Below are 22,460 nucleotides of genomic sequence, written 5' to 3' on the forward strand. Positions count from 1 at the left end.
CATGCGGAACAAACGCCGATTCATCAAACGAAAACGGCACGCGCGTTAAGCGCGTGCCGTTGCTACGAGTGTCCGATCAGAGGCCTAGCTGCGCGACAAATTGCGCGGCACGGCAGCAACGGAAACATCGGCTATCGCCTGATGCGCCGCGGGAAAACCCGGTGGATAGTCGACCACGCGCGCGGAACCCGGCACCACCTGCACGGCGACGCTCGCGTGCGCACCGATCCGCGCGCCGCCGACAATAGCGGCCATCGCCTGGCGGTCGAGTTCGACGCTGTCGGTGAGGTCCTTGATAACGAGCTTTGCCATGGCGGCTCCAGGGAAGCGTTCGAGCCGGCGGCCGGTGCGATTTTCCGGCCGCGGCCCGGGTGTGTCTTTAAGTGTAGAGAGGTCTCGTCGCACTATCAGTATAGGAAATCTGCTTGCAGCTCGCCTGTTGGATGTGACCAGGCAGCAGAAGGGAAGCCCCCGGCCCTTCGCTATTGCACGCAGTTAAACATTGGCGTAATTGGCGCCCCACAGCGACGGGCTGACATTCAGATGCAGCGGCACGAAGCCCGCGCCGATCACGCCGATGTTATTGAGCGCCGCAACATTGACGTTTTGTATCTGACTGAGGTTCTGGTTCACCGAGACGTTGACATTGGCAATGCCGCTCAGGCCGGCCACCGAAGGCAGGCCGGGCACGCTGCTGCCGGTGCCGCCGGCCACTGCCGACATTGCGCGGCGGTCGAGTTCGCGGGTGCGGGATAGATCGCGAATCATGAGGGATGACATGGTGATTCTCCAAAGGTGCGCGGAAGACGGGCGTGATCGGCGCGAAGCGGAAATTGCCGAGGGCCTCTCCGCTTCGCCGAATCGGACTTTAAACGTGAATGTTGTTGCTCGACGTGACGCTGGGGTTGATCGACGACGTGATGCCCGCTGCGAACGCGACGTTGTTGCCGTTGGCGTTCTGGATGTTCATCGCGTTGCTGATCAACTGCGTGGCGTCGACAGTCTTGCTGTTGTTCGGCGCGACCACCGGGCTGAAGTTGAAGTACGACGTGCTGGGGTAACCGTAGCCGTAGCCGCCACGCACGGCGCTCATGGCCTTGCTGTCGAGTTGTTCGGTGATGGACAGGTCTTTGATCATCAGCGTGTTCATGGTAAATCTCCTGGAAGGGAACATCACAGTCTTGCGGTTGGGTTCGAGCATCTTGTCTGCTCGAGTGTCACTAACGCATGGGCTGTGCCAGTTTTATTCGCGGCTCCTAAGAAAGTTGGTGGAGGCTTGATGCACAAGGCTTTCGCGTCACACCGCCGCGTCGAAGCGATAGTATGGCCACTAGCCGGAGACTGGCGGCTGATGGCGCGCACCCAACAACGCGCCGGATTCTGTTGGATGTCGCAAGACACTCGCCGGCAGTGCTCGCAGCGGGGCAATCCTGGTTTGCGAAAGCTCAGACCGGGAGCTAGTATCGAAGCGGCACATGTAACTGGTTACGACAGGTTTTCTATCAGCCCGAAAGGCTCCGGTCGCATGCGATCCGGCCCAACGGCAGCGGGGGCGCTTCGCACAAATGGCTAGCCTTGCGCATGTGATTCGCGACTATCAGAGCGGCGAGCTGTCACGTGACGAGTTCGTCGCCCAACTCGACAGCACGTTGACGACCGAAGGACTCGGTCCCACACAGCTGCTGGAAATGCTCGGCGTAGCACATCGAAAATCGCCGCTGCCCGACGATCTCTACACCGAAGTGCGTCGGCGCATTGAACAGTTGCGTGTCTCGAACGTGGCGGCGGGCGGCGAGGAAACCGGCATGCAGACCACCGTCGAGATACCGTCGGTACGCTCGGCGAGCGGGGCGAGCGAAGCAAGCTCGGCAGGTGCAGCGAGCGCCGCCGGCGCGCCGGGACATGATCAGATCAAAGGCACCGGCGATACGCTGAACAACCGTTTCGTTCTCGAGGAATGTCTGGGTGTCGGCGGAATGGGCACGGTGTACAAGGCGCTCGATTTGCGCAAGCTCGAAGCGTCGGATCGCAAGCCGTATGTTGCGATCAAGGTGCTCAACGTCCAGTTCCGCGGCAACCCGAATTCGCTCGTCGCGCTGCAACGCGAGGCGCGCAAGGCGCAGGTGCTCGCGCACCGCAACATCATCGCGGTGTACGACTTCGACCGCGACGGACCGATCGTCTACCTGACGATGGAGTACCTCACCGGCAAGCCGCTCAGCCAGCTATTGCGCACGCCGGGCTATAAGGGAATGCCAGTTCGCGCTGCGCTGCCGATTGTGCGCGGCATGTGCAATGCACTTGCCTATGCGCACGAACACGGCTTCGTGCATTGCGATTTCAAGCCCGCCAACGTCTTTCTCACGACGAATGCCGAAGTGAAAGTGATCGACTTCGGCATCGCCCGCGTGTTCCAGCGGCCGGAGGAGGAGACCGATGCCACGGTGTTCGACCCCGGCAGTCTCGGCGCGTTGACGCCTGCGTATGCGAGTCCGGAAATGATCGAGCATCGCGAGCCGGATCCGCGCGACGATATCTATGCGCTCGGCTGCATTACGTATGAGCTATTGACGGGCCACCATCCGTTCGACCGGTTGTCGGCGACACAGGCGCGCAATGCTGATTTTAAGCCGCAGCGGCCGTCCAATCTCGATGCGAAGCAGTGGCGCGCGTTGCGGGCTGCGCTGTCGTTCGATCGAAACACGCGCATGCCGAGTGTCGCGCGTTTTATTGCGGAGTTCGACAACGAAGCGCGCGCGGAGAAGTCGGGCACGTTGGCGAAGGCCGGGCTCGCGGGGTTGGCGGTGGTGTGTGCGGCGGTTGTCGGCGTGTTTGCTTTGCGGTCGGCGCCAAATCGTCAGAGCGGGACACAGCCGGCTGCGACTACTTCGGAGGCGTCTGCGGATCAAGCGGCTTCGGCGGCGACGCCTGTTGCTGCCGCACCGGTAGCGAGTGCGCCTGAGCCACCGTCAACTGCCGCGCCGGTTGCCGGGGGCACAGCGCAGCCTCCCGCACCGCCCGCGCCGCTCGCGCCGAAACCCGCGCTGACCTTAGCCGCCGTCGCGCCGGTGCTGGCGCAGGTGCCGTGTTCGGCGCTGTCCGCTTCGGCACAGGATCATTCGTTGACGGTGCGCGGCTACGTCTCGCAGCGCTACGGCGCGGCGCATCTGAAGGATACGCTGGTGGCATTGCCGGGCGTCGATACGCTCGCGCTGGAAGTCGAGCCGCTCGCCGACGACAAATGCGACACGATCAAAGCACTCGCTCCCTATTGGACCCGCAACTGGCAAGCAGGGCACGTTGCGTCGCTGCATGTGCGGCCGCCCGGCGGACAGTTGAGCGACGGCGATCCGCTAGTCGTCGACGTGACGACGCCAGGCTACGACTCGTACGTGAACCTCGACTACTATCAGCTCGACGGCAGCGTCGTGCACATGGTGCCGAGTCCGCGTGCGAAGGACAATCAGGCGCCCCCGCACTATGCGGCCACCATCGGCAGCGCGGGCGACTGGGTCATTTCGAAGCCGTTTGGATCGGAGATGGTGGTGCTTCTGATTACGCCGGCGCAGCTATTCGACAAGCCGCGCCCCGAAAGCGAATCACGTGCCGATTATCTGCGCGCACTGAATACGCGACTCGCGCAGATCGCCGGCAAATTCGGCCAGGATCATATCGTCGCGGACTTCGCGCCGATCACGACCAAGCCGCGCACGCCTTAAGCGACGCGCCGGGAGCATCACTTAAGATCCTTGACCACCCTGAAGCCATCCTGCGATTGGCGCACGCTTGCGCTGTACTTGAAGCGTGTCGCGCTCAGCATATAGCTCCCGCCTTCGCGCCAAGAGCCACCGCGAATCACCCGCATATCGCAACTGGGGCTGTCCCATGCGTGGCCGTCGGCGGGCGCGCTCTGGTAGGAGTTGTGCCAGCAATCGGCGACCCATTCCCAGACGCTGCCGTTCATGTCATACAAGCCGACCGGATTCGGCGCGAACGAACCGGCGGTCTCGGGCCCTTCCTTGTGCCAGGGATCGCCGCAGTCCTTGCAATTGGCGTTGCCCTTGCGCATCTGATCGCCCCACCAGTAGGCCGTCGTGGTGCCGCCACGGTCCGCGTATTCCCATTCGGCTTCGGTGGGCAAGCGGTAGGGTTTGCCGGTCGTTTTGCTCAGCCATTTCACGTACTGTTGCGCGTCGTCCCAACTGAGGTCGCGTGCCGGCGCCGCTTTGTTCGTATTGCTTTCGGGCGTGAGCTTTTGACAGGCGTTCGCGGCCACGCACGCATTCCATTGCTCGACGGTCACTGCGTATTTGCCGATCGCGAACGGCGCCCCAATGGTCACGTGATGGACGGGCTTTTCGGAGGGGTCGTCGGTGTTGCTGCCCATCGGGAATGCGCCCGCAGGCAAGGCGACCATGATTGGGCAGGTGGCGCAATCGCGGCTTTCGCCAGCGACGGGTGGATGCGCCGTGGGCTTTTGCGCGACTGCCGGTGTGGAAGGGGCAGCGGATGGGGCGGTCGTCGTAGTTGTCGTCGGTGGCGGTGCAGCAGCGTGCGGGTGGTCTTGCGGCTGCGCGCTTGCGGGTGGAGTTGGCCGCGCGGCTTGTGGTGACGGTGCAACCGGCGGTGCAACAGATGGCGTGGCAGCAGGCGAAGCAGGTGGCGCGCTCGCCGATGCCGCGGCGTGCAGCCGGTCAATGCGTGCGTGGGCAAGCGTGGCGAAGCGGCCGTTCGGATAGGCCTTCAGATAAGCCTCGTAATCGCCGGGATAGTTGCTGTCCTTGATGGAATTCCAGAAAGTGATTTCGTATTGCTCGCTGCTGTCCTTCGGCAGAATGCCTCGGCTGCGCAGCGCGACAACCGCGCCGTCGTTGGTAGCGGATGTGAGCGCCACAGTAGCCGCGCGAGATGCCGGCTCGGTCAGACGCGCGTCCCACGCAAGCGACGACGCGATCCACGGCGTTTGCTCGCCGCCAGTAACCTCGCTAACCCGCGTCGCGACATGTTGAAACAATCCCGCAAGATCCTGTGTCGACGAAGTGTCGTTGAGCGCGCGCAGCAATGCATTCGTATACACGCCGTGGTGCGTGCCGTCCGCTGCAAACCCGCCTGGCGCCGTCGCGTAAGCGACCAGCGTATTGGCGGGCAGCGTGGCCGTATCGAGTGATACGTCAGCGGAGAAGGGATTGTTCAGGCACGTATCGAGAATCACGAGATTGAGTGCGCCGGCACGCGGCGCGCGCATCGTCTGCAATACGGTATTCAAATCGACGCCCTCGCTGACCACCCGCGCCGGCGCGCGTGCATTGATGCCGGCTGGCACGAGCAGCGTCTGCCGTCCGATTTGCAAGCCATGTCCCGCGAAATAGAAGAGGCCGGTGCCGCCGTCTTGCAGACGTTGGCGGAATTCACTGATGGCTTGCCGCATTTCCTGCGCCGTCGCATCGGTGCGCATGATGACGTCGAAGCCGTGCGCACGCAGCGTGTCGCGCATGGCTTCAGCGTCGCGCGGCGCATTATCGCTAACCGGGCCTGCGTGATCGCCGTACGCGCCGTTGCCGATCACCAGCGCAATGCGCGCTTGCTGCGGGTTGTCTTTTCGCAGTGCGAGTGGCGCGATGAACGTTGCCGCCGTACGCGTAGCGGCAGCGCCATACTCCGCGCCGTCACGCTGCGCCGCGGCATAAACGCTGCCCCAATGCGCCTGAATTGCCCCGGCCATGCACACCAGCAGGAATGTTCGCCACATATTCGTATCCTGTTTGTTCCGGACAGAACATAGGTATTCAACGACCGCGACGCCCACAGCAGTCGTCCGGATGGATCGAGCGCAGCATCGATACCGCTATCGGCAATCCATCGACAACCTATGAACAACGATAGCACGCGGTTTGCACGTCACAATGATCCGCGCGTCGTCAGTGCGTTATACGGTTAACGAGTGTGGCGTATCTTTTTGGCAAGTTACGTCCTAAGCTAATTCACAAAGTAGGGCAGTACGCCCGTTTTAATAATGCCGCCGCTCCTCGACGTAAACCCGCGACGCAAACCCGCGACATGAACCCGCCACGTGAACCCACGTGAAACGACGTGAGTGCCCGCGACATCCAGCCGGAGCGTCCGGCTTGCGCTTTGCGCAGCCGAGGCGGCTATGACCATTCTTCGGGAGCGTGCGCAATGCGAAGAACCCTCAGACTTGGCGTGCTCGACATACGTCAAGGAACAAAGGCGGCGCTCGCAGCGTCCCGCATCGCCTGGTGCGCCACGCTTTTTCTTTTGCTCGGCATCGCGTCACTGTCTGGCTCCGCGCTTGCCGAACAAACGCCTTCGCCGCCGGGCGCCGAGGAATACATCATCTGGCCGTCGGACGGCGCGGTGATTCACGGCGGCAAGCTGTGGGTCCGCATGGGTCTGCGCAATATGGGCGTGTGCCCGAAGGGTGTCGCGGTTCCGAACACCGGGCATCACCATCTGCTGATCGACACCGACCTGCCGCCGCTCGACCAGGAGATTCCGTCGGACCGCAATCACCTGCATTTCGGTGCGGGTGAGACCGACGCGCGCATCGAGTTGCCGCCAGGCAAGCACACCTTGCAGCTCATTCTCGGCGACCACAACCACGTGCCGCATGTGCCGCCGGTGTATTCGAAGAAAATCACCATCACCGTACTAAAAGACTAGCGCGTCCCGTTCGTTCAAAGCGGGTCCGTCAGGACGGAGAGACCAACATGTACAAGATCATCGCGCTCGCGACGCTCGTGGCACTTGCGACATTGACGTCACTGGCCTCGCCGAATCTCGCCATGGCCGGCACGACACCGTCGCCGGCCGGCGCGCACGTCTATATCGGCTATCCGAACGACGGGCAGGTGGTGCCGGCCAATAAGCCTTTCCGGGTGTGGTTCGGCCTGCGCTATATGGGTGTGGCGCCGAAAGGCGTCAAGTATCCGAACACGGGGCACCACCATCTGCTGATCGATACCGACCTGCCGCCGATGGACCAGGAAATTCCAAATGACCGCAACCACCTGCATTTCGGCGCGGGCGAAACGGAGACAATGATTCAACTGCCACCCGGCAAGCACACGCTGCAATTGCTGATGGGCGACGACATGCATATGCCGCACAACCCGCCGGTGTACTCGAAGAAGATCACCGTGATTGCGCGCTAACAGCGTATGGGGTAGCGACACAACGCGGCTTTCCCGCTTCAGTGTCACGTCGCAACCAACACCGTCACGCGCATTGTTGGTTGCGATCCACCAGCTCCACTCTCCCGCCTGGTAGCCATCACGCTGCATCCGCCGGCACACCATCCCCGAAGTCCTTTATCCACGGCCATCTGGAAAGTTTCTTAAGAGCGGAAAGCAAAACTGGCACAGCCCATGCGTTAGTGACACTCGAGCAGACAAGATGCTCGAACCCAACCGCAAGACTGTGCTGTTACCCCTCCAGGAGATTTACCATGAACACGCTGATGATCAAAGACCTGTCCCTCACCGCACAACTCGACAGCAAGGCCATGAGCGCCGTACGTGGCGGCTACGGCTATCCGTCGTCGTCGTTTTTCAACTTCACGCCCGTGTATGCGCCGAACAATAGCAAGACTGTCACCGCCACGCAGTTGATCAGCAACGAAATGAACATCCAGAACGCCAACGGCAACAACGCAGCGTTCGTCACCGGCGTCACCACCACGATCGACCCGCATGTGAGCTCGAGCAACAACATCAACGTGTATTGAACGGCGCAGGCCGCCGCGGAGGCTCTCAGGCCTCCGCGGGACGCGCAACCTCAGCGCGTCAAAAAGATTTCGCATCCAATCGTTCTTTCCACACGACCCCAGCCTCACCGCTCGATCCCCGCGCCGACCTTCCTGTACCGCTTCGATGGTGAAGCCGGGCAGGACATGCTTTACTTAAACAGCGCGCTCGTCTCGTGCGGCGTAGCCGGTGTCATCGGAGAAAATCGTGTCCGCGTTGCTTGATTCAATGGTCCGTCAGCGCTTTTTCTACGCCTCGGCGCGGTGCTGTGCGGACCGTCGGCCGGTGCGTGCGAGCCGCATGTCCGCGGCGTTGCGCGGACTCTGCGCCGCAACGGCCTGCGCGCTGTCGCTGTGCGCGTGCGTCGACGTCAGCATGCCCGGCTACAAGCGGCCCGATACACCCGCCAAGGCGTCGTGGTCGGATGAGAAAGGCTCGCCGGTTTCGGCGGCCGCGACCATCGAGCCGGATTGGTGGAAAGGCTTCCACGATCCGTATCTGGACACACTGGTCGCTAAAGCAATCGCAGGCAACTTCGATATCAAGGTGCTGGCCGCGCGCATCGACGTGGCCAGCACGCAGATCGGCGAGGCCAAAGCAGGCGCGTTGCCGACCATGGATCTCGGCGGCGGCGCCGATTTCGAAAAGAGTACCGGCCAGACGTTTTCCAAGCAGTACAACGTCGCAACCCAGGTGAGCTGGGACATCGATATCTGGGGCAAAGTGGAGAAGGGCGTGCAGGCGCAAAAGGCCGAGTTCCACGCCAGCGAAGCAGATTGGCGCGCCGGCTATCTGGAACTGGTGGCGAACGTATCGAGTACCTATTTCCAGATCCTGCAATTCGACGACCAGATCGAGCAGCAGCAACAAACGCTCGTCACAAACCGGCAGATTCTCACCATCTACGACGGCCAGCGCCGCAACGGCCTCATACCGCAAACGCAGGTGCTGCGCCAGCAGGCCGAGATCAACCGCCTGACCAATCAGTTGCTCGAACTGCGCCGCTCGCGCGATCTCGCGAACAACGCCCTATGCACGCTGCTCGGCGTGCCGGCAGGCGAGTTCCAGTTGCCGAAAGGGCATTTGCAGCAGCGCGTGCAATTGCCCGTGGTGCCGGACGGCTTGCCCGCGCAACTCCTCGCGCGGCGCCCCGACGTGGTGGCCGCCGAGTTCAGAGTGCTGGAAGCCTACAACCTGGTTGGCCAGGCCAAGCTCGCGCAACTGCCTACCATCAATCTCACCGGCCATGGCGGCACCGCGAGCTTCGCGCTGACCGATTTGTTGAAGTCGTTCACCTATGGATTCATGCCCAGTATCAACATTCCGTTGCTCGATCCCGGCGTGCGGGCCCATGTGAAGGTCACGCAAGCGCAATCGACGGTAGCCGAGCAACAGTACCGTGTAGCCGTCATGGGTGCGTTCGAGGAGGTGGAAAACGCGCTGGTCAATCTGAACTCGCACAAGGCGCAGCGGGTGGAATTGCAGCAGGAGGTATCGCGTCTGCAGATCGTTGCCGATCAGATCCAGTCGCAATTGCGCCTCGGCGTGGTGTCGCAGCTGGAAGTCTTCGAAACCGAACGGACCTTGCTGGAAGCGCAGCAGGAACTGCTCGCCAATCATCAACTGATTCTGTCCGACACGGTTTTGCTTTATAAGGCACTGGGCGGTGGTTGGCCGAATGTGGATGTGCAAGCGGAAGTAAAGGAACACTGAGCTAATCCGGGACGTGGCGCGTGCGTGGCGTATTTCGGCTGCAGATGACGCATGAATGGCCCTTACAGCCGACGATCTGAAAATTGACACTTGCCATGCGTGACTTAAAATTTGTAAGAAGCCGGGTTGTGCGCGGCTCGCTAGAACACCCGCCATTCGCCGTAGTTCTTTTTTCCGTTCCCGTTGCGATCTCGTCGCAGCGGGTAAACGATTAGTGATCCAGATAAAATGACTGCTGGCGAAGCTCCGATTGCTGAGATACGCGCGACCCTGGACGCCACCTTCGAGGTGGTGCTGTCGCCGGTTTTGTCCGCGCAGCGTCCCGCGCTCGGTGCGATCCGGATCGTCGACAGCCTGTTCGCGATCGGCCGCAGCGAGGTGCCGTTCACCGACTACCCCGCCGAGCGGATAACCCGCCTGTCACGCCGCCATGCGCGGATTTTCACGGAGCACGGCGCTATCTATGTCGCCGATCTCGGCAGCAAGAACGGCACGACACTCAACGGCGTTGCGGTGCGGCAAGCTCCGTCGCGGGTGCGTGCCGGCGACGAACTGTGCTTCGGTGGCGAGCTCTGTTATCGGGTGAGTATCGAGCCGCGCGCGCGGATCGTCGCCGCCGCGAGTGCGGCACCCGCACCCGGCCTGCTGCTGGAGCCGCAGCGCGACGATCTCGGGCTTCAGCCGATCGACGTGCAGGCGTTCCCGTTTCTCATCAGCAAGGCGGACGAAGTCTTCGCGCGCTACAAGGACCGCTATCCGCATCAGGTCAACTACATTTCGCGGCGCCACGCGCATATCTTTCTGAAGGGCGGCGACCTCTATATCGAAGATCTCGGCAGCACCAACGGTACATTCGTCGGTGGAAAGCGGCTCGACGAAACCGCACTGCCGCTCGTGGAGGGGGACCTCCTTGCATTTGGCGGCGACCACTTCGTCTACAGGGTGACCCTGCAAAAACCCCCTGAAGTCGAGCCGACCGTGACCCAGCTATTCCTCAATCCCGCTGCCGACGAAGCTGCCGATACCGACAAGACCACGTTTGTTGGCGCCGCGCATTCGTTCCTCGATATCTTTTGCGTCGACCCAGGACTACAGCGCGAAGACGAAGTCAACGAGGCGGCGCAGGCCGCGTCTGCGCACGCGAAGCGCGACACGCTGACCGGCGGTGCGAACGGCACGAGCGGAACGAACAGAACAAACGGCGCGCATGGCGCAAATGGGACGTACGGCAAGCAAGGCTCGAACGGCTCACATGGAACGAACGCAGCGAAGGGCCGGCCGCAGCGTTGGCGTCTGCTCGCGGGCGAACTCAGCAAGGCCTTTGCGGGCGGCGATCACGCCATGGGGCGTCGCGCCGCGTGGTGGAGTGGCGCGGCCTTCGCCGTTCTGGTGGCCATCGCGCTGGCGCTATACATGCGCGGCTCATCGGAGCGCGACTTGAGAAATATGCTGGCGAGCGGCGATTACACCAGCGCGGTGGCCGCGGCAAACGGCTACCTGGCGAGCCATCCGGGCGACACCAAAGTCAGCGCATTGGCGAGCGAAGCGCTGCTGAAGGCAAAACTCCCCGGCTGGCTTAACGCGCTGCAGAAGGCGCAGTTCGACCAGGCCGACGCGCTGCTCAAGGAGATGAGATCGTTGAGTGCGAATAATGCGGACGCCGCTTCTCTGGTCGGCGAATTGCAATGGGTAGGCGACCTGGAGCGTTTCGTGGTGGGGCGCGGCGGGGTGGACGCGCCGATCCGCATGTACGCCGACGAGGCCACCATCAACGGCCTGCTGCAACGCTGGGACGACGACGCGAGAAGTCATCAGCGCGCGCTCGATCGCATCGCTTCGTATGTGCCCGTTTTTGCGGAGCCATACGCGCAGGCGCTGAGCCATCTGCGCAAACTGGAAAGCGACGACTCGGTGTACCTCGCCGCCATCGACCGCCTGAACGGCACCATTCGCACCGAACTGGCGCGCGACAAGCCCGACGCGCTGCCTGCCGTCCTCGACGATTACGCGCAGCGTTATCCGCGTCTCGCCGGCCTCGATCGTGTACGGGAAGATCTGCGCCACTACGCCGACGTCCTGAACGCCGCCCTCAGCCGGCAATTGACCCCGTTGCTTGCCTTGCTGAAAACGGTGCATTTCAGCACCCCGCCATTTCAGGCGCAGTTTCAGCAATTGGCTGCGAGCCGCCTGCCGTCGCCGGACGTCATCCAGCGCCATGACGCGGCGAGCGCGGCGTGGCTGCGCGGCGACACCCAGCAGGCGCTGAGCGACTTGCAGGCCATGCCTGCCGGGCCGTGGTCCGACGTGATCGCAGCGGAACTGGCGCATAAGAAAGCGCTGCTCGACCAGTTCGCCGACTTGCAGAAGACGCGCGGCGGCAAGGATTACGACCAACGCTTGTTGTCGTTCTACGCCAGTCTCGATCCGACGGCGGACGCGTGGTTCGTGCAATCGATCCAGAAAGACGTCGCCGCTTTGCACGACAAAGCACTGGCGCGTGCGCAAGACCTGCTGCTGCGCGCCCAGAGCTTATGGAAGCAGTATCGGGCGAGCGGTCCGATCGGCGGCACGCAAAGACTGGAAGCGGGGATTTCGCCCGGCTTTCGCAGCGAGGCGCGTCTGCTTTCCGATGCGCAGTCCGCCGCGCAACAGGGTATGCGCATCTATACGCAGCTGAAGGCGGATCATCCCGCCGACTTCGACCGCCTGCTAGCGGATATCGAAGCCGAAGCGGATTTGCAGCGCCGCTCGCTGACCGAGCTGCGCATGGTGCTGGACCCTGGGCTGTTGAAGGCGAAGCTGGCGTTGATCGGAGGCGAGCAGAGTGAAACGCGACAGTCACCCTAGACCATTGTCGGAGGCGCTGGAGGACCACAGCGTCGAAGGCATCGCGATTCTGACCGCGGAGCCGGTGCGGCTCGCTCGCGCGCTGATCTGGGCGATGGTCGCGCTGGTGGTGGCCGGCTTGCTGTGGTCGTTCGTGGGGCGCGCGGATGTGATCGTCAGTGCGCAAGGCACGCTCTCGCCGGAATCGGAGGTGCGCCGCATCTATGCACCGATCGACGGCGAACTGGCCGATCTGTACATCGCCGAGGGGCAGCCGGTATCGAAGGGTGACGTGCTGGCGCGGCTGAATGCGCGCGGCGCGATCGAGGCGGCGAGCAACGCCCTGCAGGCGCAACTCAAACTCGAAGATGCCGAGCGCGACTGGAAGCAGTTCCCCGAGAAGAAGGCGCTGATGGAGCGCAAGGCGGCCGCGCTGAAGGCCCAGATGGAAGTGGAAGCCCACCAACACGAAAATCGCATCTCCGAGGGCACGACCAAGCTCGCCGAAGGCCAAAAGGCCGAACTCGACGAAGCGCGCAGCGTGCTCGACAACGCGCGCCGCACGCGTGAGGCGGCGCATCAGGAGTTGGACCGCTACTCGCAGCTCTTCGCACAGCCCGGTGGCGGCGGTATCGCCGAGTTGCAGGTGGAGCAGAAACGAACCGCTGCATTGGAAGCGGATAACGCCTACCGTGTCGCGCAATCGAAACTCGCGGAGCTGGATTTCCGCCTGAGCCACGAATACGCGCAGGCCAATGCGCAACTCGAAACCAGCGGGCAGCAGACTACCGACCTGCAACTCCAGTACGACTCGGCAGTCCGCGACATCACCGACGCGGAAGACAAGGTGCGCCTGCAACTCCAGAGCGCGCGCCTCGTGGCTGAAGCCGCTGCGCGGATCCGCTTCGAGAACATCGACAAGGACAATTTTCTGCTGATCCTCGCGCCGGTTTCCGGCGTCATCACCGACGTGACCTCCACGCAGCGGGGCGACAAGATCCAGGCGAACGCGCCGCTCGGCGGCATTGCGCCGAAAGATGCGAAGCCGGTGCTGAAGATCGAAATCGCCGAACACGATCGTGCTTTTCTGCACGAGGGGCAGCCGGTGAAGCTGAAATTCAACGCGTTCCCGTATCAGCGCTATGGGCTGATCAACGGCACGCTTGCCTATATTTCACCGGCCACCAAGCCGTCCCTGCAGGACAAGCAGCCGGTGTACGAAGGCCGCGTGACGCTCGAGAAAAACTACTACCAGATCGCCGACACCCGCTATCCGCTGCGCTATGGCATGACGGCGAGTGCGGAGATCGTGGTGCGCGAACGGCGCTTGATCGATCTGGGTCTCGATCCGTTCAGGCAGGTGGCGGGTTGAGCGCGCCGATTACACGTCAATGAAAGGAGCCGATGACATGACCGCGATAGTGCGAATCGATGACGAAGTCGTGGACGTTTCCGAGTTCATTCGTCTTCTGAAATTGACTGGCCAGTTCGACAGCCTGATCGAGCAGATCGTGCGCGACAAGCTCACCGTGCATGCGGCGAAAAAGCAGGGCGTCGCCGTCACCGCGGACGAAATCCAGCAGCGCGCCGATCAGTTCCGCCGCGTGCGCGGCTTGCATCGCGCGACGGATATGAATCAGTACCTCGATGCGCTCGGCGTGAGTCTCGACGAGTTCGAGGCCTTCATAACCGACGGGCTGTATCAGGAGAAGATGCTCGACGTGGTCGGTAACGAGGCGGCGATCAAGGATTACTTCGCACTGAATTCGCCGAAGTTCGACGCAATCGAGGTGAGCCATATCGTGCTCGACAGCGAGGGCAAGGCGAAGGAAATGATCTCGTACCTGCACGACGATCCCGACAGTTTCGCCGACATGGCGCGCGAGCATTCGATCGCGGATACGCGTGAGGCGGGTGGCGTGATCGGCAAGGTGCTGCGCGGATCGCTGAAGCCGGACATTGAAGCGAAGATTTTCAATGCGGCGGTGGGCGATCTGCTCGGGCCGTTTCCGTCGGCGGATCGCTCGTGCTTCGAGATTTTCGCCGTGACGGCGAAATATCCGGCGACGCTCGATGCCGATGTGGCCGCCGAAGTCAGACGTCTGCTGCGCGAGAGCTGGCTGATTGCGCGCGCGCAGGAACATGTGATCGAAGCGCGCTAGCCGCGCATTTCGCATCGCTTCGCGCCGCAACGCAACATCGAAACGCGAAGTAAAGCAACGCAACGCAAAGCCGAATCGAGGTCCGCAAGCACATGGATGCACCCCAGACCGCGCCCTCCGCTGCCGAGTTTCTCACCTCGGTGGAAATCCTCTCGCCGTTTTCGCGCGACGAGATCGAGCGTCTTGCCGAATACGCGCAGGCACGCTTCTATTCGTTCGGCGAAACGGTGTGCTCGACGGGCGAGACGGCTGACGGTCTTTACGTGGTTCGCTCGGGCTCGGTGCGCATCTTCACCGAGGAACACGGCAAGGAAACCAGCATGGGCGTGCGCAAAACCGGCGAGATTTTCGCCGACATTGCGATGTTGCGCGCGTATGTGCACGAGGCGTCGGTGCGGGCGTCGGCGAAAACCGAGTTGCTGTTCATTCCCCGCGCCGCGATCGAACCGGTGCTCGCCGGTAATCAGGCCGCGTTGGCCTTTATCGCGAGCTACGTGGCGATCAGCTCGGCTGGCGGTTTCGTCGCGCAGTTGTTCGATCTGCGCGGCAAGCTCAACAAGGCGGAACTCGAAGAGTATGTGCGCAGCGTTGGCGTAAAAAGGGTGGCCGCCGGCAAGGAAATCCTCAAGCAGGACGGGCGCGACGACCGGCGGCTCTACGTGGTGCGGCAGGGCGAAGTGCGCATTGTCCGCCATGAGGAAGGCCAGGACTACACGCTCGCGACGCTAGGCGAAGGCGAAATCTTCGGCGAAAAGGCGTGTTTGATGCGGCAGGAGCAAATGGCGTCGGTGGTGGCGACGACCGATACGCGGCTGCTGGTGATCCCCGAGCGCACCGTCCATTTCATTCTGGAGCGCAATCCGAAGCTGCGCGAAGTCCTGGATGAGCGGATTCGCTACGGTGACCGAGAGTTGCAACGGCAAAAGCGCCTCGAACAGCGGCGCAAGTTGCCGCTGATGCTCGATCTACAGACCAAACCCGAGTTCGGCGAAAAGGTCATCAAGCGCTTTGCGCTGGTCGAACAGGCCGAAGAAATGGATTGCGGCGCCGCGTGTCTCGCCATGGTTTGCCGCCACTACAACATTCCGATGACGCTCGGCAAGCTGCGCGAACTTGCCAACGTGACGACGCAAGGCGCGACGCTCGACAGTCTCGCGCGCGCGGGCGAATCGCTCGGCTTCACCGCGCGCGGCGTGCAATGCACATTCGATTCGTTGCGCGGCTTCGATCTGCCCTTCATCGTGCATTGGGAGGGATATCACTACGTGGTGGTGTACGGGCTGTCGAAGGAATACGTGTGGGTCGCCGACCCGGCACTCGGCTTCAGGAAAATGACGGTTGAGGATTTCGAGCGCGGCTGGAGCGGTACGTGTTTGCTCTTTACGGGTGGACCGCATCTCTTGCAGATGTCGGCCGCGCGTTCGCCGTGGATACGCTTTGTCGGCTATCTGAGGCCGTACAAGAAAATTCTCGGCCACCTGTTCCTCGCCACCTTTGTGATTCAGGTGCTTGGCGTGATTCCGCCGCTGATTATCCAGAACATTCTCGACGGCGTGATCGTGCATCAGAACGTCAGCCTGCTGCATCTGCTGATCGGTGGCCTGATCATTGCCAATGTATTTTCGCAATTGATGTCGTCGATTCGCGCATATCTGGCGAATTTCATGGTGCGCAACATGGACTTCGCGATGATGTCGCAGTTTTTCAAGCACACCATGTCGCTACCGTTTTCGTTTTTCGCCAAACGCAAAACTGGTGACATCTTCGCGCGCTTCCAGGAGAACCAGACGATCCGCGCCTTCCTCACCGAATCCACGGTAACAACCGCGTTGAATCTGCTGATGGTGTTCATCTACTTCACGATCATGTTCGTCTACAACGTGAAGATGACGCTGGTGCTGATCGCGTTCGTGATACCGATCATGGGGCTGACGGCGCTGGCCACCCCGAAGATCAAGAACTATGCGCGTGAGGTGTTCACGGCCTCGACCGAATCGAAGTCATTTTTGATGGAAGCGCTCGCCGGTGTGGAGACCATCAAGGGCATGGGCATCGAACGGCCGGTACGGTTGCGCTGGGAGAAGAAATACGCGAAGGCGCTCGAAGTCCAATACCGGGCGCATGCCTTCAGTATTCTCGTTGGGCTTGGCAGCCAGTTGCTGAACGCGGCGACGACGATCGCCATTCTGTGGGTCGGCGCGAATCTGGTGCTGGCGCGCGAAATGACCATCGGTCAGCTGATCGCGTTCAATGCGTTCATGGGCAGCGTGCTGGGGCCGCTGATGGGACTGGTCGGCTTATGGAGCATGTTGAACGACGCGGGCGTGGCGATGGAGCGCCTCGGCGACGTGCTCGATATCGAGCCGGAACAGAAGCCGCAGGATTTGCCGTCGCGCGTGATGCTGCCTGAACTGCAAGGCGAAATCAGCCTCAACGGGGTCTATTTCCGTTACGGCGAGAACGATTCGGCGTATGTGCTGGAAAATATCAGCTTCGACATCAAGCCCGGCGAACTGGTGGCGATTGTGGGCCGCAGCGGTTCCGGCAAGACGACGCTTGCCAAACTGCTGGTCGGTTTCTACGCGCCGACCGAGGGCAAGATGACGATCGACGGCTACGATCTCGGCGTGGTCGATAAGGCCTATTACCGCGCGCAGATCGGCTATGTGATGCAGAGCAATCTGCTGTTTTCCGGCACGATTGCCGAGAACATTGCAAGCGGCGACGACGCACCCGAACGGCGCCGCATCGAGGAAGTCGCGAAGATGGCCGACGCGCATGCGTTCATCAGCAAGATGCCGCTCGGCTACGAGCAGATTGTCGGCGAACGCGGTATTGGCTTATCCGGCGGGCAGATCCAGCGGCTGTGCATCGCGCGGGCGCTGTATCACGATCCGCGTCTGCTGGTATTCGACGAAGCAACCTCCGCGCTGGACTCGCAATCGGAAAGCAATATCCTCGGCAACATGCACGATATTCTGAAGGGCCGAACGGCGGTGATCATTGCGCATCGGCTCAGCACTATCATGCGTGCCGACAAGATTCTGGTGCTGTACGAAGGGGCGATCGTCGAACAGGGCCGTCACGATGAACTGATCCAGCGCGGCGGCATGTACTACCAGCTGGTGCAGAAACAATTGAGTGCGTGATGAAGATACTCGACCAGGTAGAGGAGGCGAGCCCGGCGATTTCGTACGCGGGCCTGATCGAACGCATCGAGATTCTGCGCTCGACGCTGCGCTGGTCGTCCCGGCTCGAGCGCGCCGACATCGACAAGCTGCTTCGGCAAGCCACCTCGCTACGCGACGAGGTCATGCAGCTCTCGCACAAGGAGCGCTTCGTACAGGCCGCAACGGCCGCGGAGGCCGCCGCCCCTGCCGATCAATCGCGGGGCGCGCGTAGAAAGGCATTGATCGAGCGCAGTTTTATTTTCGAAGGGACGTTCGGCGACAATCCACGTCTGCTTGAATCGCTCGAAATCGCCGAGAAAGCGGCGCCGACCGATTTGCCGGTGTTGATCGACGGCGAGAGCGGCACCGGCAAGGAGCTCATGGCGAAGGTGATTCACGCGAATGGTTCGCGCCCGGATAAGCCATTTATCTCCGTGAATTGCGGCGCGATTCCGGACAATCTGCTGGAGTCGGAATTGTTCGGTCATCGCAAGGGTGCGTTCACGGGGGCCTCGAATGACCGCAAGGGCAAATTCGAAAGCGCGCATACCGGCACGATCTTTCTCGACGAAATCGGCGAGTTGCCGCTGGCCGGTCAGGTGAAGCTGCTGCGCGTGCTGGAAGCGCACGAGATTCAGCGCGTGGGCTCCGACGAAACGATTGCCGTCGATACGCGCATCGTCGCGGCGACCAATCGCAATCTGCGGCAACTCAGCGAAGAGGGCAAGTTCCGCGAGGATCTGTTCTACCGTCTCAGCGTGATTCATGTCACGTTGCCGCCGCTGCGCGAGCGGCGCGACGAGATACCGCTGCTGATTGCATGGTTCGGCGATGAGGCTGCCGGCACGCTAAAACGCAGGCCTGTGAGGTTGACGCCGCGTCTGCGGGACTTTCTGCTGAACTATGCCTACCCGGGCAATATCCGCGAATTGCGCAACGTGATGTATCGCGTGTCGTGTCTGGCTGGGGAGATGGCGGATATCGATCATCTGCCGCTGGACATGCGGCCGGCTGCGCCCGGTTCGGTCACGGCTTTGTCCAATGCAGCCACTGCGACGGGACAGGAGCCAATCAGCGTGGCGAATCTGATGTCGCTAAGCGACGCGAAGCGCGCCGCGAGCGACGACGCGGAAAAAGCCTTCCTGGAACGCGGCCTGCGCGAAGTGAGCGGCACCGTCGCGGAACTGGCCCGGCGCATCGATATGAACCGCTCGCATCTGCAAATGCTCCTGAAGAAGCATGGCCTGCATTCAAAGGATTTTCGCAACCGCAATGCGCCGTCCACGGGCAAAAACGGTGCTGACGAGCACGATGAGGAAGACAGCGATAGCTGAAGCCGCGTGTCTGAAATAAGGTGCCCTACGGCGTCTTTAGCGCGTTCGACGCCGCGCATTCAAGTCTGTACTTTCAAGACGCGGGGTTCAGCAGGGTTTTGTCCGATGCATGCAGATCTTCGGCTTGCACGACTATCGCAGTGACATTGTCACGTCCGCCGTGCGCAATGGCCAGTTCGACCAGTTCGTCGGACGCGCGCTCACACGCCACCGAGGTCAGCACTGCCAGTATTTCCGCATCGCTGACTTCGTTGCTCAGCCCATCGCTGCATAGCAGGAAGACGTCGCCGTCCGCGACTTCAATGGCATCGTCGTCGAGTTCGAGCACATCCGTCGCGCCGACCGCACGGGTGATCATGTGCTGAGCCGGATGATGCCGCGCCTCTTCGTCGGTAATGACACCGAGCGCCTTGAGTTCTTCCACCTGACTATGATCGCGCGTGAGTTGGCGCAATTGCCCGTCGCGAACCAGATAGAGGCGGCTGTCGCCGGCCCATAGATAGCCGCAGAAGCGGTCGCACGCGAGCAGCACGATGACTGTGCTGCCGATCCGTTGCACCTGGCGGCGCGCGGCTTCGTCCCGCAGTTGGCGGTTGGCCGTTTGCAGCCGTGCCCGCGCGTCGGCGATGCCGGTTTTCATGGCGAGCGGCGGCGCTAGCCGGCTCAGCGCATCGATCACCACGCGGCTCGCCAGATCGCCGACCGCATGACCGCCCATGCCATCGGCGACGGCCCAGCGCCCGGATTCGGGCTGGTCGAGGCAGGCATCTTCGTTGATTTCACGGACGCGTCCGGCGTCGGAACGCGCGGACGACGTCCATCGAAATTGGCTCGGACAGGTCACAAGGGCTACACCGTATCGTTTCTGCTGCGTGCGTCCGGGGAGACGTTGATGTTCGAGTTCGCGCCGGTGTTGCGCACATCCACCGACTGGAACGTGTTGATCATCTGGTTAGCATAGAAGTTGTTCGAAATGTCGTACAGGTTCACAACCGGACCAATGCTCGGCGTTTCCCGCACGTAAGGCTGAATCCAGCCATACACCCACGGCGCACCGCCGCCGCCGCGGATCGCCGTCATCGCTTTACGATCGAGCGCGAGGTTGAGCGAGAGGTCGTTCACAGTGATGGAAGCCATGTCGTTCTCCGGTTGGCCGCGTGCGTCGGGCGCGCGGTTGAAAAGGAATTAGACGTGATGGTGCAAGTGCCATGCCAATTCGTGGCTCGTGCGCACGCTTTCTCGTAACGCATTGATTGGGCGGCGATTCCGGGCGCTTGTGCAGGCAGCGTCTGTTCCTGCCGCGGTGCAGAGGTCGGGATGCAGCCAACATCCGGGTGCGTGCACCGGTGCGGGACCCAACACATTGGGCAGACTCCCGGACGTTCGCGGATACGCGTGAGGCCGGCCCACCGGCGCCCCAAATGGTCGATGCAGGCCAACACATCGGCTTGATTTCTGTCGGCTCATAACTGACACATGCTGTGCTCAAAACGCCTCGCAATTTCTGCCAGCCCTTTAAATAAAGGCTTTCCGGCACATGGCCCGGATGATGCAAATGATCTCGCAACAGTGTTGGATATTGAAGCGAGGCCAGCCATGAACACGAACCCTCTTTCGACGAGCAGCGAAGCGTCGAGCATCGACCTGCCGATCGGCGCGCATCTCGTCACGCAACGGAGCGGCTACCAACATCACGGCATTTACGTCGGCAATGGCCGCGTGGTTCATTACGCGGGCTTCGCGAGTTCGGCGCACCGCGGTCCGGTGGAAGAGGTGGAATTAACTCGCTTCGCCGCTGGTCATCCATTGACGATCCGCCCGACGCCGAGCGCCCGCTACGTCGGCGATGAAGCCGTGCGCCGCGCGCGCTCCCGTCTCGGCGAAAACCATTACCGCCTGCTGACGAATAACTGCGAGCACTTCTGTTCGTGGTGCCTGCTTGGCGAGAGCCGCAGCGAACAGGTGCATTGCTGCTTAAGGCATCCCCGCGCCGGCATGCACGCGCTGGTGTGTCTGGTGAAGGCGTTTGTCGAAAGCGCCGCGAAGAATGGCCACGTTGCCGCCCAGCTCGCGTAAGCCGGCGGGAACGAGCGGGAACGAGTTGAGGAATTCAGGAATTCAAGGAGCGCATCATGGTTACCGCAGAAAAGACCTTGCACTGGGCCGTCGATAAATGGCTCGCGCCGACACCGTCCATGCCCGCTCGCGTCGTGCGGTTTTGCCACAGCGCGTCGCAGCATCGGCGCTACGTCTGCGTGGAAGCACTTCGGCCAGGCGGCCTGCTGTCGATCTTCTTCTTCCGTCATGACGACGGCTCGTGGAACGTGTTCCCGCCGCAAGCCGAGCGGCCCGCCATGAACGGCCATTGCCGTGCGGCAGTTTGCTAGCTTGGTGTGGACGAGGCCGCTTCGTTGGCGAGATCCGTGGGGGCGGATAGCGACATCTGAGCTTCACGCGCGCCGCGCTCGAAATGAACGCGACTAACTTATCATCGTTTGCCAGCGGGCGCCGGAAGCCCGATAGTTGCGGCTTCACATAAGGAGCAGGGATGATCACAAGACGGAAATTCGCGGGCGCGATGTTCGGCGTTTCGATAGCTGGCGTTGCGGTTGGGAGTGGCGGCGCGTTCGGGAAAGTGTTGAAAGTGGGCACCACAAAGCAAGGAGGCGGCGTGGCCAAAGCGGACGCCATCCGTCAGCGGCTCGCGCAGATCGAAGTGGAAAGCGGCGGACGGCTCGGCGTTTCGATCGTCGACACGACCTCCGGATTGCATGCCGGTTTGCGGACGGACGAGCGTTTTCCGATGTGCAGCACATTCAAACTACTGGCAGCGGGTTTTGTGCTGACTCGCGTGGATCACGGACAAGAGGACCTGGAACGGCGCATCGTGTTTTCGAAAAGCGATCTTGTGCCGTACTCGCCGGCCACCAGCCAGCACACCCGCGAACGCACCGGGGATGCGGGGATGAGCGTCGCCGACTTGTGCAAGGCGGCCATTACGCTCAGCGACAACACCGCGGCCAATCTGTTGCTGGCGAGCTTTGGCGGTCCCTCCGCTTTGACCGCGTTCGCGCGCAGTATCGGCGATGGCATCACGCGTCTGGACCGTAACGAGCCGACGCTGAACGAAGCGACACCCGGCGATTCGCGCGACACCACCACGCCCAACGCAATGCTCGGCAATCTGCGTGAGTTGCTGCTGGGCGAGCGCTTGTCTTCGTCGTCGCGTGCGCAACTGTTGGCCTGGCTTGCCGCCAATCAGACCGGCGGCGAACGGATTCGCGCGAAGCTGCCGAAGGATTGGGGCGTCGGCGATAAAACCGGCACGGGCGATCACGGCACGGCAAACGACGTCGCGATCCTTTGGCCGCCGGGACGCGGGCCGATTCTCGTGACGGTCTACCTTACCGAAACGAGCGGCGATGCGGCGCGCTGCAATGCGGCGATTGCGAGTGTTGGCGCGTTGGTGGCCGGTCTCCTTTGAATCAATCG

At 62.0% G+C, this 22,460-nt stretch carries 19 protein-coding genes and 1 pseudogene; 13 read left to right on the forward strand and 7 right to left on the reverse strand.

The window, feature by feature from the left end:
* Positions 1-84: 84 nt before the first annotated feature.
* From P3T22_RS02220 to P3T22_RS02230, 3 genes are all read right to left on the reverse strand, one after another.
* Entirely contained in the window at positions 85-312 is a 228-nt protein-coding gene (locus tag P3T22_RS02220) for a hypothetical protein (RefSeq protein WP_063500302.1), read from the reverse strand.
* A gap of 183 nt (positions 313-495) precedes the next feature.
* Complete coding sequence (locus P3T22_RS02225; RefSeq protein WP_063500301.1) at positions 496-780, reverse strand: hypothetical protein; 285 nt, start codon at positions 778-780, stop codon at positions 496-498.
* Positions 781-868: 88 nt separating this feature from the next.
* A complete protein-coding gene (locus P3T22_RS02230; protein ID WP_063500300.1) occupies positions 869-1,150 on the reverse strand; it encodes a hypothetical protein in 282 nt (93 codons plus the stop codon).
* 415 nt (positions 1,151-1,565) lie between these two features.
* Here P3T22_RS02230 and P3T22_RS02235 point away from each other — a divergent pair, with 415 nt between their 5' ends.
* The gene (locus P3T22_RS02235) at positions 1,566-3,719 is read left to right on the forward strand and encodes a protein kinase domain-containing protein (protein WP_429324099.1); all 2,154 of its coding nucleotides are present in this window, start codon (positions 1,566-1,568) and stop codon (positions 3,717-3,719) included.
* A gap of 17 nt (positions 3,720-3,736) precedes the next feature.
* On the opposite strand, the gene P3T22_RS02240 is transcribed toward P3T22_RS02235, so the two are convergent.
* Both P3T22_RS02240 and P3T22_RS02245 read right to left on the reverse strand, forming a co-directional pair.
* Positions 3,737-4,417 carry a formylglycine-generating enzyme family protein gene (locus P3T22_RS02240; RefSeq protein ID WP_429324169.1) on the reverse strand — a complete coding sequence of 227 codons (681 nt, stop codon included), beginning with the start codon at positions 4,415-4,417 and terminating at the stop codon, positions 3,737-3,739.
* Between the two features lie 534 nt (positions 4,418-4,951).
* Positions 4,952-5,749, reverse strand: a pseudogene (locus P3T22_RS02245) (caspase family protein); the annotation flags it as partial.
* Between the two features lie 428 nt (positions 5,750-6,177).
* On the opposite strand from P3T22_RS02245, the gene P3T22_RS02250 reads away from it, so the two are divergent.
* From P3T22_RS02250 to P3T22_RS02290, 9 genes are all read left to right on the forward strand, one after another.
* Positions 6,178-6,681 (forward strand): DUF4399 domain-containing protein, encoded by a 504-nt coding sequence (locus P3T22_RS02250; RefSeq protein ID WP_063500297.1) that lies wholly within the window; start codon positions 6,178-6,180, stop codon positions 6,679-6,681.
* Positions 6,682-6,728: 47 nt separating this feature from the next.
* Positions 6,729-7,172, forward strand: coding sequence for a DUF4399 domain-containing protein (locus tag P3T22_RS02255; protein ID WP_429324100.1), 444 nt, complete (start codon positions 6,729-6,731; stop codon positions 7,170-7,172).
* 293 nt (positions 7,173-7,465) lie between these two features.
* On the forward strand, positions 7,466-7,744 hold the full coding sequence (locus P3T22_RS02260) for a hypothetical protein (protein WP_063500295.1): 279 nt from the start codon (positions 7,466-7,468) through the stop codon (positions 7,742-7,744).
* A 319-nt stretch (positions 7,745-8,063) separates the two neighbouring features.
* A complete protein-coding gene (locus P3T22_RS02265; protein ID WP_429324170.1) occupies positions 8,064-9,476 on the forward strand; it encodes an efflux transporter outer membrane subunit in 1,413 nt (470 codons plus the stop codon).
* 228 nt (positions 9,477-9,704) lie between these two features.
* A complete protein-coding gene (locus P3T22_RS02270) occupies positions 9,705-12,323 on the forward strand; it encodes an FHA domain-containing protein (protein WP_429324101.1) in 2,619 nt (872 codons plus the stop codon).
* A complete protein-coding gene (locus tag P3T22_RS02275) occupies positions 12,301-13,674 on the forward strand; it encodes an HlyD family efflux transporter periplasmic adaptor subunit (RefSeq protein ID WP_063500293.1) in 1,374 nt (457 codons plus the stop codon). Before P3T22_RS02270 ends, P3T22_RS02275 begins: the two co-directional genes overlap by 23 nt.
* Before the next feature lie 37 nt (positions 13,675-13,711).
* Entirely contained in the window at positions 13,712-14,464 is a 753-nt protein-coding gene (locus P3T22_RS02280) for a peptidylprolyl isomerase (RefSeq protein ID WP_429324102.1), read from the forward strand.
* Between the two features lie 92 nt (positions 14,465-14,556).
* A complete protein-coding gene (locus P3T22_RS02285) occupies positions 14,557-17,613 on the forward strand; it encodes a peptidase domain-containing ABC transporter (protein WP_429324103.1) in 3,057 nt (1,018 codons plus the stop codon).
* The gene (locus tag P3T22_RS02290) at positions 17,610-18,968 is read left to right on the forward strand and encodes a sigma-54 interaction domain-containing protein (RefSeq protein ID WP_429324104.1); all 1,359 of its coding nucleotides are present in this window, start codon (positions 17,610-17,612) and stop codon (positions 18,966-18,968) included. The genes P3T22_RS02285 and P3T22_RS02290 overlap by 4 nt, the downstream gene beginning before the upstream one ends.
* Before the next feature lie 73 nt (positions 18,969-19,041).
* Here P3T22_RS02290 and P3T22_RS02295 read toward each other — a convergent pair whose 3' ends face one another.
* On the reverse strand, positions 19,042-19,812 hold the full coding sequence (locus tag P3T22_RS02295; protein WP_063500289.1) for a PP2C family protein-serine/threonine phosphatase: 771 nt from the start codon (positions 19,810-19,812) through the stop codon (positions 19,042-19,044).
* Positions 19,813-19,817: 5 nt separating this feature from the next.
* Complete coding sequence (locus P3T22_RS02300; RefSeq protein WP_154562764.1) at positions 19,818-20,105, reverse strand: hypothetical protein; 288 nt, start codon at positions 20,103-20,105, stop codon at positions 19,818-19,820.
* A 459-nt stretch (positions 20,106-20,564) separates the two neighbouring features.
* Between P3T22_RS02300 and P3T22_RS02305 the strand changes: the two genes are divergently transcribed.
* The 3 genes from P3T22_RS02305 to bla all read left to right on the forward strand — a co-directional run bounded on the left by P3T22_RS02305 (position 20,565) and on the right by bla (position 22,452).
* The gene (locus P3T22_RS02305) at positions 20,565-21,044 is read left to right on the forward strand and encodes a lecithin retinol acyltransferase family protein (RefSeq protein WP_429324105.1); all 480 of its coding nucleotides are present in this window, start codon (positions 20,565-20,567) and stop codon (positions 21,042-21,044) included.
* Positions 21,045-21,100: 56 nt separating this feature from the next.
* The gene (locus tag P3T22_RS02310; RefSeq protein WP_063500287.1) at positions 21,101-21,355 is read left to right on the forward strand and encodes a hypothetical protein; all 255 of its coding nucleotides are present in this window, start codon (positions 21,101-21,103) and stop codon (positions 21,353-21,355) included.
* Between the two features lie 161 nt (positions 21,356-21,516).
* A complete protein-coding gene (bla, locus tag P3T22_RS02315; RefSeq protein ID WP_429324106.1) occupies positions 21,517-22,452 on the forward strand; it encodes a class A beta-lactamase in 936 nt (311 codons plus the stop codon).
* Positions 22,453-22,460: the final 8 nt, after the last annotated feature.

Origin of the sequence: Paraburkholderia sp. GAS348 (assembly GCF_050434205.1) — a bacterium.
Taxonomy (GTDB): Bacteria; Pseudomonadota; Gammaproteobacteria; order Burkholderiales; family Burkholderiaceae; genus Paraburkholderia.

Coding starts and splice junctions, on each gene's coding strand:
- P3T22_RS02220 (WP_063500302.1), bottom strand. CDS start 312: ATGGCAAAGCTCGTTATCAAGGACCTCACCGACAGCGTCGAACTCGAC.
- P3T22_RS02225 (WP_063500301.1), bottom strand. CDS start 780: ATGTCATCCCTCATGATTCGCGATCTATCCCGCACCCGCGAACTCGAC.
- P3T22_RS02230 (WP_063500300.1), bottom strand. CDS start 1,150: ATGAACACGCTGATGATCAAAGACCTGTCCATCACCGAACAACTCGAC.
- P3T22_RS02235 (WP_429324099.1), top strand. CDS start 1,566: ATGGCTAGCCTTGCGCATGTGATTCGCGACTATCAGAGCGGCGAGCTG.
- P3T22_RS02240 (WP_429324169.1), bottom strand. CDS start 4,417: ATGGTCGCCTTGCCTGCGGGCGCATTCCCGATGGGCAGCAACACCGAC.
- P3T22_RS02250 (WP_063500297.1), top strand. CDS start 6,178: ATGCGAAGAACCCTCAGACTTGGCGTGCTCGACATACGTCAAGGAACA.
- P3T22_RS02255 (WP_429324100.1), top strand. CDS start 6,729: ATGTACAAGATCATCGCGCTCGCGACGCTCGTGGCACTTGCGACATTG.
- P3T22_RS02260 (WP_063500295.1), top strand. CDS start 7,466: ATGAACACGCTGATGATCAAAGACCTGTCCCTCACCGCACAACTCGAC.
- P3T22_RS02265 (WP_429324170.1), top strand. CDS start 8,064: ATGTCCGCGGCGTTGCGCGGACTCTGCGCCGCAACGGCCTGCGCGCTG.
- P3T22_RS02270 (WP_429324101.1), top strand. CDS start 9,705: ATGACTGCTGGCGAAGCTCCGATTGCTGAGATACGCGCGACCCTGGAC.
- P3T22_RS02280 (WP_429324102.1), top strand. CDS start 13,712: ATGACCGCGATAGTGCGAATCGATGACGAAGTCGTGGACGTTTCCGAG.
- P3T22_RS02285 (WP_429324103.1), top strand. CDS start 14,557: ATGGATGCACCCCAGACCGCGCCCTCCGCTGCCGAGTTTCTCACCTCG.
- P3T22_RS02300 (WP_154562764.1), bottom strand. CDS start 20,105: ATGGCTTCCATCACTGTGAACGACCTCTCGCTCAACCTCGCGCTCGAT.
- P3T22_RS02305 (WP_429324105.1), top strand. CDS start 20,565: ATGAACACGAACCCTCTTTCGACGAGCAGCGAAGCGTCGAGCATCGAC.
- P3T22_RS02310 (WP_063500287.1), top strand. CDS start 21,101: ATGGTTACCGCAGAAAAGACCTTGCACTGGGCCGTCGATAAATGGCTC.
- bla (WP_429324106.1), top strand. CDS start 21,517: ATGATCACAAGACGGAAATTCGCGGGCGCGATGTTCGGCGTTTCGATA.